At 63.4% G+C, this 14356-nt stretch carries 12 protein-coding genes; 3 read left to right on the top strand and 9 right to left on the bottom strand.

The features are described from left to right. The 8 genes from LQ952_RS06475 to wrbA all read right to left on the bottom strand — a co-directional run. A partial coding sequence (locus LQ952_RS06475; protein ID WP_238621841.1) for an Hpt domain-containing protein occupies window positions 1-2005 on the bottom strand: 2005 nt, incomplete at its 3' end. Beyond that, window positions 2002-2379 (bottom strand): response regulator, encoded by a 378-nt coding sequence (locus tag LQ952_RS06470; RefSeq protein ID WP_238621840.1) that lies wholly within the window; start codon window positions 2377-2379, stop codon window positions 2002-2004. The genes LQ952_RS06475 and LQ952_RS06470, both read right to left, overlap by 4 nt. Further along, window positions 2376-3227: a CheR family methyltransferase gene (locus tag LQ952_RS06465; RefSeq protein ID WP_238621839.1), complete on the bottom strand. Its 852-nt coding sequence runs from the start codon at window positions 3225-3227 to the stop codon at window positions 2376-2378. The genes LQ952_RS06470 and LQ952_RS06465 overlap by 4 nt, the downstream gene beginning before the upstream one ends. Then, a complete protein-coding gene (locus tag LQ952_RS06460; RefSeq protein ID WP_238621838.1) occupies window positions 3227-3853 on the bottom strand; it encodes a HEAT repeat domain-containing protein in 627 nt (208 codons plus the stop codon). The genes LQ952_RS06465 and LQ952_RS06460 overlap by 1 nt, the downstream gene beginning before the upstream one ends. Window positions 3854-3878: 25 nt before the next feature. Further along, window positions 3879-4961, bottom strand: a complete 1083-nt coding sequence (locus tag LQ952_RS06455) for a protein-glutamate methylesterase/protein-glutamine glutaminase (protein ID WP_238621837.1) — start codon at window positions 4959-4961, stop codon at window positions 3879-3881. A gap of 66 nt (window positions 4962-5027) precedes the next feature. Beyond that, the gene (locus LQ952_RS06450) at window positions 5028-6617 is read right to left on the bottom strand and encodes a chemotaxis protein CheW (protein ID WP_238621836.1); all 1590 of its coding nucleotides are present in this window, start codon (window positions 6615-6617) and stop codon (window positions 5028-5030) included. Between the two features lie 29 nt (window positions 6618-6646). Next, window positions 6647-8569 carry a methyl-accepting chemotaxis protein gene (locus tag LQ952_RS06445; RefSeq protein ID WP_238621835.1) on the bottom strand — a complete coding sequence of 641 codons (1923 nt, stop codon included), beginning with the start codon at window positions 8567-8569 and terminating at the stop codon, window positions 6647-6649. 313 nt (window positions 8570-8882) lie between these two features. Next, entirely contained in the window at window positions 8883-9482 is a 600-nt protein-coding gene (gene wrbA / locus LQ952_RS06440; protein ID WP_238621834.1) for an NAD(P)H:quinone oxidoreductase, read from the bottom strand. Window positions 9483-9570: 88 nt separating this feature from the next. On the opposite strand from wrbA, the gene LQ952_RS06435 reads away from it, so the two are divergent. The 3 genes from LQ952_RS06435 (at window position 9571) to LQ952_RS06425 (ending at window position 13946) form a co-directional block, all read left to right on the top strand. After that, a complete protein-coding gene (locus tag LQ952_RS06435) occupies window positions 9571-10485 on the top strand; it encodes a LysR family transcriptional regulator (RefSeq protein ID WP_238621833.1) in 915 nt (304 codons plus the stop codon). 92 nt (window positions 10486-10577) lie between these two features. After that, the gene (gene ggt / locus LQ952_RS06430) at window positions 10578-12266 is read left to right on the top strand and encodes a gamma-glutamyltransferase (protein ID WP_238621832.1); all 1689 of its coding nucleotides are present in this window, start codon (window positions 10578-10580) and stop codon (window positions 12264-12266) included. Window positions 12267-12284: 18 nt separating this feature from the next. After that, complete coding sequence (locus LQ952_RS06425) at window positions 12285-13946, top strand: ABC-F family ATPase (protein WP_238621831.1); 1662 nt, start codon at window positions 12285-12287, stop codon at window positions 13944-13946. Window positions 13947-13954: 8 nt separating this feature from the next. Here the strand turns inward: LQ952_RS06425 and cowN are convergent, their stop codons facing one another. Further along, window positions 13955-14257 carry a N(2)-fixation sustaining protein CowN gene (gene cowN, locus LQ952_RS06420; protein ID WP_238621830.1) on the bottom strand — a complete coding sequence of 101 codons (303 nt, stop codon included), beginning with the start codon at window positions 14255-14257 and terminating at the stop codon, window positions 13955-13957. Window positions 14258-14356: the final 99 nt, after the last annotated feature.

The raw sequence follows: 14356 nt of genomic DNA, 5'->3' as shown, positions 1-14356 counted from the left end.
CGTCGGTGATCTCGATCACCACCCGGTCCGATTCGGAGCGGGCGCTGATGGCGAGGCGGCCTGCGGCGGGCTTGCCGGCAGCGCGACGTTCCTCGGGGGGTTCCAGACCGTGATCCAGGCTGTTGCGGATGATGTGGACCAGGGGGTCGGCCAGGGACTCGATGACGTTCTTGTCCGCTTCCGTGGCCTCGCCTTCCAGCACTAACCGTACTTCCTTGCCCAGTTTGTGCGCAGTATCCCTGACCAGTCTCGGGAACCGCTGGAAGACGAAGGACACCGGCAGCAGCCGAACCTGCATGATGGCGTCCTGCATTTCATCGGCGATGCGATTGAGGGTGCCGTACTGCCCCTTGATCTCCCGGGATAGCTCTCGCACCCCGAACACATCCTCGGCACGGGCGGCCAGATAGGGCAGGGCATTCTTGGCCACGATCATTTCGCCGATGAGGTTCATCAGGCGGTCGATCTTGGCCTGATCCACTTTGATGGCACTGGGGCCGGCATGGGCGTCTTCCATGCGCCGCCCGAACTTACGGGTGTCACCGGGACCGTTTCCCGTGCCTGGGGTTGCGGCAGGGGACACGGGTGCGGCGGTGGGGGGGGCGGCCGGTACGGGATCGGTCCCGACCTTGGCTGGCAGGGCATGTGCGGCCAGCCATCGGGCCAGAGGGGCGGATGCGCTCTGGTCCAGGGCGGCCTGCAGGGCCTCATCCAGACCGTCAAGGCGCGTGAGTTGTCCTGCGTGGGTGAAGGCGGCCCGCAGGCTGGCGGCGACGGCCCGCAGACGCCCGGGGAGCCAGGGGGGGGCATCGCTTAAGGCGAGGATTTCGGCCTGGGTCTCGATGATGCCGGCAATGGGGTCGGTGATGCCCTGCACGCTTGCTGCAAGGGAGGGTGGGGCGGCAGCCTTGGCGGTGTCAGTGCCTTGGCTGATACCCGCCCCGTGGCGGATCTCGTCCAGCAACTGTTGCTGCAGCGGGACGTCCTCCGGTCGGGTTTCCAGCACCAGCAGCAGCCAGCGCAGGGCCGAGGCCACCCGCAGCCCGGGTGATGACAGTTCCAGCAGGAGGCGGCTGGCCTGGATCAGGCCTTCATGGTCACCGGACTGCAACTTTGCCGTGGCGGTCTGCAGATATTCCGCCGTGGGGATGCCGTCATGGGCATCCCCGGTGGGCATGACCAGCATCGCCGGGGAAAGGGGACTGAGCTCCACCTGATCGGGGATATAGCGGAAGTGCTCCGTCAGCGTCTGCAGGTCCATCGGGATGATGGATTCAAAGTGGAGCAGGCAGCGGTAGGCATCCAGGGTTTCAGGGGCGGACCAGGGTTCCCGCGCACTCACCCGGCGCCAGAGGGGGGTGGGGAGCTGGGTGATCTGATAGAACGGATCTTCCCCCTTGAAAAAACAGTCTTCGTCGGGCCGATAGCTGACCCAGGAACAGGGTTGTCCATGGACCATCCGGCGGTACGCATCCATGCGTGCGGCTTCGGGTATCCGCGCCAGGGGGAACGTCGAGGCCGGTGGCTCATCGGCACACGAGGTCGTTACCGGAGCAGATGCCATCGCGGGCTCGGGGGCGGGTGTTGCGGGGTTGATCCGTGCGCCCTGGCCCGTGATCAGCTGCCTCAGGGCGTCGGTCAGTGCCAAGGCGGCTGCGGTGCGTTCACTCTCGGCCGGCAGATCACCGTTGCCGTTGCGGAGGATCTCATCCAGCAGGGCGGAGACAAAGTCCATGGCATCAAGCAGCTGATCCGCCAGCGATTGGGAATAGCTGATCCGGCCATCCCTGACCGCATCCATCAGATCCTCGGCGCCGTGCAGCACCCGGGTCAGCTCGGGGAAATCGAACAGCCCGCTGTTGCCTTTGAGGGTATGTACCAGCCGGAACAGTTCATCCATGAGCTCATGATCAGTCGGCGCGTTTTCCAGCTGCAGGAGTCGTTCGCCGATGGACTGGATGGCGTCTCTTGATTCGCTGATGAACTGGTCCAGCAACGGATTCATGACGAATCCCCCTCTCCAAGCAGGCCCCGTACCTGGGGCAGCAGCTGCTCAGGTCTGATCGGCTTGATCATGTAGAGGTTGGCGCCGGCGATCAGGGCACCTTCACGGTCCCTGGGGGATGATTCGGTGGAAATCATGATAGCCGGTGCCTGCGGCATGTTTTTCTCGCGCAATGCCTTGAGAAAACCGTAGCCGTCCAGCTTGGGCATGTTGATATCCACCAGGTAGAGATCGAAGTGACCTTCCGTTTCCAGTTTCTCCAAGGCCTCCAGGCCGTTGATGGCCTCGGTGACGGCGAAGCCCGCCTGTTCGAGGATTTCACGGTGATAGAGCCTGACCGTGGCCGCGTCATCTATGACGAGAATGCGTTTCATCTCGCCTCCAGAGGTTTCTGATACACGATAGCTTCGGGAAAACGCCGGATCTGGAACAGCGAGGAGATACGGCTCATGGATTCGGAATGCCCCAGGCAGATGAAGCCGCCGGGATTGAGGGCATCAAAGAAGGACTCGGCGGTTTTCTTGCGTGACAGGTCGTCGAAATAGATCAGCAGGTTGCGGCAGAAGATCACATCAAACTGTCGGTGACTGCGCATGTCGGCGGTGTCGTGGACGTTCACCCGAGTGAATTCCACCGCCTCCCGCAGACTCTGGCTGATCTGGTAATGGCCGTCCACCCGGCGGAAATATTTCTTCAGCAGCGGGCCGGGCATGTTCTGGATCGCCCGGGCGGCATACAGTCCGTTGCGGGCCTGTTCCAGGATCCGGGTGTCGATATCGGAGGAGATGATCTCCACATCCCACTGTTCAAGCAATGGCCAGTGTTCCAGCAGATAGATGGCAATGCCGTAGGGTTCCTCGCCGGAGGAGGAGGGGACGGACCAGATACGGATGGGGCGGAAGGACGAGCGCCGGGCAACGATCTCGCGGAGGATGGAATCCACCAGACAGCGGAACTGATACTCCTCGCGGAAGAAGTAGGTTTCGTTCACCGTCATGGCATTGATCAGCGCCTGCAGTTCGGCACCCGAGGCCTGGAAGCGCAGCATGGTGAAGTAACTGCGAAAGCTCTCGTTGTCGGTGGCGGCCATGCGCTCCAGCAGACGCTTGTCCACGAAATAGCGCTTGCCGTCTTCGAACAGCATGCCGGTTTTTCGATAGAAGAATTCCCGGAACTTCTGAAAATCCTCATCACTGATGACGGAGGGTTTCTGCACGAGCATCACCCGGCCCCGATGCGCTTGAGGGCCAGATCGGCGGCAAACCGGATATAGGGCTCCTGGGGAAAACGCTGCTTGAGTGTCTGCAGGGCTTCCCGCGCCCGCAGACTGCCGACTTCACCCAGAAGGTCCAGGGCGGTGGCGCAGACGTTGACCTGATCGTCCTTGAGGATGACCTCGATCAGCCATTCCTCCACGTTGGGGTGGCGCAGGGATTCCAGTACGTTCACGGCAAAAATACGCACATCCGGGTCAGGATCGTGCAGAAGCTGCCCCATGTGGGGCGCCACCGGCTCGGGCAGTTCCTTGAGCACTTCAATGGCGGCATTGCGCCGCAGGGCATGTTCTGAGTACAGGCAGTCAATCAGTCCTCGAACAGCGACATCGTTGGCCATGCAGCCCAGCGAGGTGACGATCACCTGCAGTACGGTGGTATCCGTCTCATGTTGCAGCTGAGTGACCAGGGCCACGGCCGCCGCCGGGTGTTCCGCCAGATCACGGGCGGCCCAGCGACGTTTCATGGGGTCCTCGTCCAGCAGGGTCTGCAGCAGGGTTTCCAGGTTCCTGGGCTCCTGGCGCTCCCCGGGACTGTGGCAGGCGGGTGTGGGTTGTCCCTTTTTCAGTGCCATGAGGGATGCCGGGTGCGCGATGGGGTCAGCATGTCCTTACCCACTTGATGATCTGTTCGGCAATCTTTTCCACCGGCAGTACGGTGGTGGCGCCGCCACGCTTGATGAGTTCCGCCGGCATGCCGAAGACCACGGCTGATTGCTCGGATTCGGCCACGGTGCGCGCCCCCCGGTGCTTGAGTTCGGTGAAGCTGTCCGCTCCGTCGTAGCCCATGCCGGTGAGCATGACACCGATCACCCGACGCGGATCACAGTGCTGCAGCACCGAGCGCCCCAGCAGTTCCACCGAGGGGTGCCAGAGCATGTCCGGTGACTCCGGGCGGGCACTGACCAGGAGTCGGCCAGCCCGGCGCGTGACCAGGATATCGGCGCCGCCTCGACCAATGTGGATCTGGCCGGGTACCAGTTCCAGCGGTCGTCGCAGTTCCAGGACTTCCAGGGCGCACAGGCCATTCATGCGTTCCGCGAAGGGGCGAGTGAAGCTGGGGGGCATGTGCTGGGCCACCAGAACCGGCCAGGGGAAGTCCGCCGGTAACTGAGGCAGGATCTCTTCCAGGGTACGCGGCCCTCCGGTGGAGACGCCGATGATGACCAGTCCGTCACCGGAGATCTCCTCTCCCATCGGCGGAGGCTGTGAGGTGCGGGCAGGCCTGGCCGCCGCAGTAACACTCAGGTTGCCGCGGATACGGGAAGCCAAGCCGCGGGATTTCCGCAGGCGGGCACCGGCGGCGGCCCGCACCTTGGCGATGATCTCTGCTTCCACCTCGGTGATGGACAGGGAAATGGTGCCGCCCGGCTTGGGGATGTAGTCTACTGCCCCCAGGTTGAGGGCCTCCAGGGTGGCGATGGCACCCTTCTCGGTGAGCGAGGAAACCATCACCACGGGTACAGGGCGCTCTGCCATGAGCAGGGACAGGGCGGTCAGTCCGTCCATCTGCGGCATGTTGATGTCCAGGGTGATGACATCCGGCTGGAAGCTCCGGTTGAGTTCCACCGCTTCCTGGCCATGACGGGCCACTTCCACCTGGAAGTCCCCTTCCGCCATGAAAATGGCCTTTAGCTGGCGGCGCATCAGCGCGGAGTCATCGACAATCAGCAGCTTGATCAAGGTCCGCCCCGGGTCCTGTTGGCATTGAAGTGAAGCCGGTGCCGGCGTGGCCTGGCCCGGTTGTTGTTATGGGCTTTCGCCGTTTTCGTGATCCGTCAGGGTCGCGAGCGCTTCCCGCTGCTCCCGGGCAATCAGGCATGATGGGTCGATCAACTGAATCAGGCGTTTGTGTTGCTCCAGATTGGCCACCCGGGCGATCAGGCGGGCCTGCTCCACGGACAGTTGCGGCGCGGGTTCGATGGCGGCGCGAGGGATCTTGAGGACCTCGGCCACGGAATCGACGATGAAGCCGGTGCGCATGCCGTCCAGCAGGAAGACCATGATGCGCTGACGGTCGTTGCGCGGGGTGGGGGACAGGCCCAGCCGGCGCCGCTGGTCGATGACCGGCAGCACCGAGCCACGCAGATTGATGACGCCCTCGACGAAGGTGGGCGCCTTGGGCACCCGGGTGAGTTCATCGGGGACCCGCACGATCTCCTGCACGCTGCTGATGGGGACGCCGAATTCCTCCTTGTCGAGACGGAATACCACCACCTGCTCTTCATCGTCGTCCTGTTCTTCCTGGCCGTCCGGCGCGGACGGATCGTCTTCTTGCATGTTTTTCACGGTGCTGACCGCCTCCTGAATGGAAGAGTGCCGGAACAGGTGCTCGATGGCGATGATGGAGACCAAGCGTTTGCCATCCTGTCCCAGGCGACAGATCCGGGAGATTTCCCCCATGTCACCGCTGCCGGCGAGCATGGCCGGCATGGCTTCCACGGCGGCCAGTGGCACCCGCAGCACTTCGTTGACACTGTCCATGACCAGTCCCACGGTTACCGTACCCAGTCGCACCACCACGATGCGGCTGTGCTCATCAGGGGTGCGCACGGGGAGTTCGAACAGGCAGCGCAGCGAGACCAGAGGCAGCAGTCGGTTGCGCAGGGTCATCACCCCCAGTACGTGGGCCTCGGAGCGGGGCACCTTCACCACATGCTCGGGGAACTGGACGATCTCCTGGGTATGCTCGATGGGGATGGCGTACTCCTGTTCCGCCACTTCGAAGCTGACCAGCTGGAGTTCGTCCAGAGCATCCTCGTTATCGTCCTCATCGCCGTTTTGTTCCTGGGCCAGGGCCCGGGCCGCGGTGTTTCGGGCCATGCGGGCGATCTCGGCAAATTCCGCGCTGATCAGACGCTCGAAATCCATCACCATGACCATGGGAAAGCCGCCCACGCCCTTGAGCAGGCCTGCCAGCATCTCGGTATTCACCGTCGTGCTCAGGTCGGTGATATCCTCGATCTGTTCCGGTTCCACCGCCACCACGCTGCTGACCCGGTCGACGACGAATCCCAGCGGCTGGCCCAGGTCGATCACCAGGGCACGGGAGGCATCGTCGCTGTCCCGTTCCTCAAGGCCGAACAGGCGGCGCAGACTGATGATGGGCAACACCTTGCCGCGCAAATTGGCCAGCCCTTCCAGGGTGGCTGGGCCCAGCGGCACCCGCACCACCTCAGGGACGCGGATGATTTCCTGCACCGGGGCCATGTCCACCCCGAAGACCTCGTTACCGCAGATGAAGATCACGAACTGCCGGACGTCGGATTCGTGCTTCGGGTCCGGTGACTGAGTATCACCCCCGCCTGGGGGGGATGATGCGACCGTTTCGTTGGTCATGACGATCTCCCGCAATACGGTGGCTGAGGTCAGGCGCTCTGCAGTTCATCGGCCAAAGAGGCAATCTCTTCGATGGCCGCCGCCAGTTCCTCGGCGCCCTGTGCCTGCTGACCGGCAGCCGAGGCCGCTTCGGCGGAGGCCTTCTCCGCTTCTTCGGCGGCGGCGGCGATCTGTTCGACACCGGTTTTCACCTGGCCGATGGCGGTGGCAATCTCGGTGGCGGCATTGAGTACCTCCAGCGCATTTTTCTGCACCGTGGCCACGTCGGTTGTTGCCGTCTGCAGGCCCTGGGTGATGGACCTGGCCTTCTCGGCCTCGACATTGGCGGTATTGATGTTTTCTTCCAGGTCTCGCCAGACGGTATCGATCTGATCCTGTACTGCCTTCACCAGGTCCTTGATGCGATCGGCGTTCTCCGCCGAGTCATGGGCCAGGTTGCGGATATCCGTGGCCACCACCACGAAACCCTTGCCGAATTCGCCGGCGCGGGCGGCTTCGATGGAGCCGTTGACCGCCAGCATGTTGGTCTGGATGGAAACGGTGGTGATGGCATCCACGATCTTGTCGATACGCCGTGAGATCAGTTCCAGGTTCTTGATTTGGCGCAGGCTTTCTCGGGACGCATCAGCGGATTCCGCAACGCCTCGGATGAGGTTTTCCATGCCGTCCTGGTTGGACTTGAGCAGCTGTGTGATGTTGCGGATATTCTCATCCGCGCTCGTCGCCCGGTGCTGGGCAACCTCCAGCCCTTTTTCGATCTGGTTTACGGCAGCGGCGGATTCCTCGGTGGCGGAGGACTGCAGCTGGGCACTCTTGCGGATCTGGTCCAGGGCCGCCATGACCTGCGCTCCGGACCGGTTGATCTCCTGTACCGCCGACGACAGCTGTTCCGCGGCCGAGGCCACTTCTTCGGCGCTCTTGCTGATGTCGGTGGAGCTGCGCAGTTCTTCCGCCAGTTCGGACAGGCTCTGGGCTGCCTGCTCGCATTCACCCAGTGCCTGGGTCTGTTCCGCCACGGTCTTGGCGGATTCTTCGGCGGCGGCGGATTGCTCCTCGGCGGCGGTGGCGATCTCTTCAGTGCCTTTCAGGGCCTGCCTGGCGGCGGTCTCGGACTGCTGTGCGCCGGTGGCGATTTCCTGAATGCCGCTGGTGATCAAGGCGGTGTCATCGCGGATTCGGTCCAGTTGCTGGGTGATCTGCTTGCCGTTTTCCACTTCCTGCCCGACCTTGCCGGCGGAAGTGTTGATGCCTTCGGAGATCTGCTTGACGTCGTTCTGTATCTGGGCGACCAGATCCTGGATCTGCTTGGCGCTCTTCTCCGAGGTTTCCGCCAGGGTGCGAACCTCGTCGGCGACCACGGCAAAACCCTTGCCGTGCTTGCCGGCCCGGGCTGCCTCAATGGCGGCATTGAGGGCCAGCAGGTTGGTCTGATCGGCGATGCGGGCCACGGCCTTGACGATATCACCGATGTTGGCCGCCTGTTGCTCCAGTTCTCTGACCATCTTCACCGACTCACCCTGACGCTGGGCGCTCACCCCCACATTGGTGATGAAGCCGGCGATCTCGCCGCTGACCCCCGTGACCAGCTCCTTGAGGGTCTCCACCCTGGTTTGGGCGCTGTTGGCGTTTTCCAGCTGACGGTTCAGGGCCTGCGTGACTTGCTTGAAGGCGGTGAGGGATTCCTGGGCGGCACCGGAGGCCTCCTCGGCGCCGGAAGCGATCTGATCGGAGGCACGTTTGAGTTCTTCGGCGGCGGAGGCGGCCTCATTGATGCCGGAGGCCAGCTGGGCGGTGGCGGAGGCGATGCGCTCGGCGGCCTGCTGTTGCTTCGCCAGGGTGCGAGCGCGTTTGCGCTGGGCTTCTGCGTCGCGGGCCGCGGCGGCATGGGTGCGGGCATCCTCACCGCCGGCGGATGAGGGCGAGGTGCCGGGAGTCTTTTTCACGAGGGCCATGGCGCGTTCCTGGACTGGGTGACCAATCAAAAGAGGGGGGGCGAATGCAGCGACGCTCACCTGATTCTAGACCTGGTATCGGCAGCAAGGCGGGATTCTGGATGGCCGCGAAAGGATTTCGGACAAGCGCGCAGGGATGCGTGTCACGATCTAGACCTCCTGGCCGGTTACTGCGCATTTCGGACAGGCGCGCAGGGATGCGCGTCTCAGTTGAGCCCATGTTTCCGGGAATCGCCGACGGGATGGCTCGCCGGAGGATGGCCGCATGAATTCCATGTGGTGCGGCCGGCTCGGCTCCGGCGGCCCATGATTCTCAGCCCCCCAGCTTGCCCGCGATCCGCGCCACGTGGCTACCCTGCAGCCGCGCAATCGTCAGTTCCTTCTCACTGGGTTGGCGGCTGCCGTCGCTGCCGGCGATGGTAGCGGCGCCGTAGGGGCTGCCGCCCCGGACTTCGGAAATGTCGGTGGTTTCCGGTATCGCATAGGGGACGCCGACGATCACCATGCCGTGATGGGCCAGGGTATGCCAGAAGGAGGTGATGGTGGTTTCACCGCCGCCGCCGGTGCCGGTGGACGTGAACACGCTGCCCACCTTGCCCACCAGCTTGCCCTGGACCCACAGGCCGCCGGTGCGATCCAGGAAGCTGCGCATCTGGGAGGCCATGTTGCCGAAGCGGGTCGGGGTGCCGAAGATCACGGCGTCGTAATCCGCCAGTTCGTCGGGCTGGGCGATGGGGGCCGACTGATCCAGCCTGGCACCGGCCTTGCGGGCATCTTCCTCGCTCATCAGCTCCGGCACACGCTTGATGTCCACGACGGTGCCTTCCACGCTGCGCGCCCCTTCGGCAACGGCCCGGGCCAGGGTCTCGACGTGACCGTACATGGAGTAATACAGGACCAGGACCTTGCTCATGGTGATCTCCTTGAAAGAGGGATGTGTGCTTTGATTGAAGCCCTTCTACTGTGCTTGATAAACCCGGCTATCGGCATAATATCAATGCATGAAAAACATCAATCTGCCGGACTTTGACCTTGTACGCGCCCTGCGGGTCTTCGTGACCGTGGTGGAGTGCGACGGCTTCAGCGCCGCTTCGGAGCGGCTGTGCCTGGCCCGAGGGCAGCCCAGTCGTTATGTGAGCAAGCTGGAGCGCCATCTGGGTACCCGGCTTCTGCAGCGCACCACCCGCCGCCAGTCCCTCACGGAGGCGGGCAGCGCCTTTTATCCGCGGGCGGTGCGCATTCTGCAACTGGTGGACGAGGCCGAGCAGGACCTGGCCCTGGAAACCGACACGGTGCGGGGCCGTCTGCGTCTTTCGGCGCCGGTCAGTTTCGGGATTCGTCATCTGGCGCCGGCCCTGGCCGAGTTCAAACGGCAACATCCCCAGGTGTCACTGGATGTGACCTTCAACGACCGTATCGTGAACCTGGTGGAGGATGGGTTCGATCTGGCGATCCGTGTCGCTTCCCAGCTCAATCCCACCCTGGTGGCCCGGCCGCTGGCCACGGTGGACCTGGTGCTGTGCGCCGGTCCCGGCTATCTGCGGGAACGGGGCTCCCCCGCCCATCCTCGCGATCTGTCGGATCATGAATGTCTGGTGTACACCAACGATCCCGCCGGCCATGACTGGCGGTTTTGCCACGACGGGGATGAGCAGGTGGTCCGGGTGCACGGTTCGGTGCGGTCGGACAACGGCGAGATGCTGGTGGCCGCCGCCGAGGCCGAATTGGGCTTGGTGCTGATGCCTCGCTTCCTGGCTGCCGATGCCCTGGCGCGGGGCCGACTGGTCACCTGCCTGGATGCCTGGCAAGCGCCGACACTGACCGTATATGCCGTGTATGCCGACCGACGCTGGCTGCCGCCCCGGGTGCGGGCGCTGATCGATTTTCTGGTGGCGCGGTTTGAAGACGGGGTGTAGGGGGCTCGTTCGTCTGATCGACATCGTTGATTCGATTATCCTGTCTATGCCGACCGACGCCAGCCCCCCGAATCACCCCGGAGGAGCCCCCCATGTTTCGTTCGATCCGATGTCTGATTCTCCTGATGGGCCTGTGCATGGCAGGGCCTTTGGCGGCGGATCCACCTCCCCATGGTGTTGCCACCCCCCATCCCCTGGCCACCGAAGCCGCCCTGGAGATACTGGCCCGGGGAGGGAACGCCTTCGACGCCGCCGTGGCCGTGGGGGCGGTACTGGCGGTGGTGGAGCCTTACGGATCCGGTCTGGGCGGGGGCGGTTTCTGGTTGTTGCATGAGGGCGAGACGGGGCGTCAGATCATGGTGGATGCCCGGGAGCGGGCGCCGTTGGCGGCCCGCTCCGACATGTTCATGGACGATGAAGGCGAAGTGAACCGTGACCGGGTGATGAACGGCCCCTTGGCGGCCGCCATTCCCGGTACGCCCGATGCCGTGGACCATATCGCGCGGAAATACGGTGCGCTGCCCCTGTCGGTATTGCTGGAACCCTCCATCCGTCTGGCCCGGGAAGGGTTTCCGGTGGACCCGATCTATCATCGGCTGACATCCTTTCGCCGAGACACGCTGCGGGAGTGGCCCGAGGCAGCGGCGGTCTTTCTGGATGGTGGCGAGGTCCCGGAAGAAGGCTTCGTGATCCGTCAGCCGGATCTGGCCCTGACCCTGGAGCGACTGGCGGAATCGGGACGTGACGGATTCTACAGGGGACCCGTGGCCGAGCGGCTCATCCAGGCCATGGACGAGGCCGGGGGGATCTGGACCGAAGAGGACCTGTCGAGCTATCAGGTGGTGGAGCGCGAACCGGTGACCTTCGGCTACCGGGGCATGCGGGTGGTGTCGGCGCCGCCGCCTTCCTCCGGTGGCATCGCCCTGGCCCAGGCACTGCAGGTGTTGGCCCATGTGGATCCGGATGCCGGGGATGACGCTGCCCGCGTGCATCATCAGGTGGAGGCCATGCGCCTGGCCTATCATGACCGCGCCCGCTACCTGGGCGACACGGACTTTGTGCCGGTGCCCGTGGAGCGTCTGACCGATCCGCATTACGCCGCCGGTCTGGCCGCCACCATCCACCCGCGCCGTGCCCGGCCCAGTGATCAATTGCCGGGGGTAACGGATGTCCCGGGTGGCGAGGACACCACGCATTTTTCCATCATCGATGCCCGGGGTAACCGGGTGTCGGCCACTTTGTCCCTCAACTACCCCTTCGGCTCCGGCTTCATGCCCGCCGGCACCGGTGTGGTGCTCAACAACCACATGGATGACTTCACGGCCGCGCCGGGGGCACCCAATGCCTATGGCCTGATGCAGTCCATGGCCAACCGCATCGAGCCGGGCAAGCGCATGCTGTCGAGCATGTCACCCACCTTCCTGGAGATGGACGGGCGTATTGCCGCCCTGGGCACACCCGGCGGCAGCCGCATCATCACCATGGTGATGCTCGCGGCGCTGGAGTTTCACAAGGGGGCGGATGCGGAACGACTGGCGTCGTTACCTCGCTTCCATCACCAGTACCTGCCGGATCATATCGAGCATGAGCCCGATGCCCTGGATGATGACCTGAAGACCTCCCTGCAGGCCAAGGGACACGCACTGGAGGCCCGTTCCCGACCCTGGGGCAATCTTCAGGTAGTCATCGTCGAGCCGGACGGTCGTTTTGAGGCCGCCGCCGACCCGCGCGGGGTCGGCACTGCTTCATCTGAAAGTCGGTCGCTTGCACCCTGTCAATAACGGGCCGGAGCCCGTACCATGCTCGGTCCGGTTTTCGGGCCCTCATCGCCGTTCGGCGACGACACCATCCTTTTCCCGCAGGACATTCTTTTGATCTCCACCGCCAATATCACCATGCAGTTCGGGGCCAAGCCCCTCTTCGAAAACGTATCCGTCAAGTTCGGCGGGGGTAACCGCTACGGCCTGATCGGCGCCAACGGCTCGGGCAAGTCCACCTTCATGAAGATCCTGGGGGGCGATCTCGAGCCTTCCAGCGGCCAGGTGATGCTCGAGCCCAATGTGCGCCTGGGCAAGCTGCGCCAGGACCAGTTCGCCTATGAGAAGCACAGCGTGCTGGACACCGTGATCATGGGTCACGAGGCGCTGTGGAAGACGCGTGCCGAGCGCGACCGCATCTATTCCCTGGCGGAGATGAGCGAGGAAGACGGCATGAAGGTGGCCGAACTGGAGACCGAATTTGCCGAGATGGACGGCTATACCGCCGAAGCCCGTGCCGGCGAGCTGCTGCTCGGCCTGGGGATTCCGCTGGCGCAACACAACGGGCCCATGAGCGAGATCGCACCCGGCTGGAAGCTGCGCGTCCTGCTGGCCCAGGCGCTGTTTTCCGATCCGGAAGTGCTGCTGCTGGACGAGCCCACCAACCACCTGGACATCAACACCATCCGCTGGCTGGAAGGCATCCTGACCTCGCGTAACAGCACCATGATCATCATTTCCCACGACCGCCACTTTCTCAACAGCGTCTGCACGCACATGGCGGATCTGGATTTTTGTGAACTGCGCCTGTTCCCCGGCAACTACGATGAATACATGACGGCCGCCACCCAGGCCCGCGAGCGCCTGCTGTCCGACAACGCGAAGAAAAAGGCCCAGATTGCCGAGTTGCAGACCTTCGTCAGCCGCTTTTCGGCCAACGCCTCCAAATCCAAGCAGGCCACCAGCCGCGCCCGGCAGATCGAGAAGATCCAGCTGGATGAGGTCAAGCCCTCAAGTCGGGTCAGCCCGTTCATCCGCTTCGATCAGTACAAGAAGTTGCATCGCCAAGCCGTGATCCTCGACAAGGTCAGCCAGGGGTTCGACGGCGAGCCGCTGTTCAAGAACCTGAGTCTGCACATTGAGGCCGGTGAGCGCGTTGCGATCATTGGCCCCAACGGCATCGGCAAGACGACGCTGCTACGCACCCTGGTGAATGAACTGCCGCCGATGACCGGCACGGTCAAATGGGCCGAAAGCGCTGATCTGGGCTATTTTGCCCAGGAACACGCCGATGACTTCAAGAACGACGAGACCCTGATCGACTGGATGGCGCAATGGACCCTCGGTGGCGACCAATTGGTGCGCGGCACCCTGGGCCGCATGCTGTTCTCCAACGATGACATCCTCAAATCGGTCAAGGTGATTTCCGGTGGCGAGCAGGGCCGCATGCTGTTCGGCAAGCTGATCCTGCAAAAACCCAACGTGATGATCATGGACGAACCGACCAACCACCTGGACATGGAATCGATCGAGGCGCTGAACCTGGCCCTGGAGAACTACCCCGGCACGCTGATTTTCGTCAGCCATGACCGTGAGTTCGTCTCCAGTCTGGCGACACGCATCATCGAGCTGAACGAAAACGGCGTGACCGATTTCAACGGCAGCTACGATGATTATCTGCGTGACTTGGGCGTGGCGGTCTAAGCGCTGCTTCAGCAGCAGGCCTCCTCCACCCAGGTGAGCAGGGCCTGGGTGTCCTCATCACCGCATTCCTCGAACAATTCCCGGATCTGATTGATGTTGGCATGGATGAGAAACAGATCATCCGGCTTGGGTCCGGACTTGGGATTGCGCTTGCCCAGGAAATAATCCCAGAAGGGGGACTGCTGGGCCGGATCGGCGGTGTACTCCTCGATCAGGCTCATGACCATGCGGGCGTTGCCGTCACAGTCCAGGTCCTTGAAGCTGATGTAGCGGGCGTTGGCGGCGTCGGGGTGGAGATTGGGACGGGTCACGAACGGGCTCCTTGATTCGGTTTTTCTGAATATTATGCAAATGTCGAGCCAGTTTTTTGAGTTTGTAAGTGTTTGTTAATCTTCTGGAATTGCCGGAGC

Origin of the sequence: Ectothiorhodospira lacustris (assembly GCF_022227785.1) — a bacterium.
Taxonomy (GTDB): domain Bacteria; phylum Pseudomonadota; class Gammaproteobacteria; order Ectothiorhodospirales; family Ectothiorhodospiraceae; genus Ectothiorhodospira; species Ectothiorhodospira lacustris.
The sequence above is the reverse complement of the archived record's forward strand: the minus strand, read 5'-3'. Positions and strand labels throughout refer to the sequence as shown.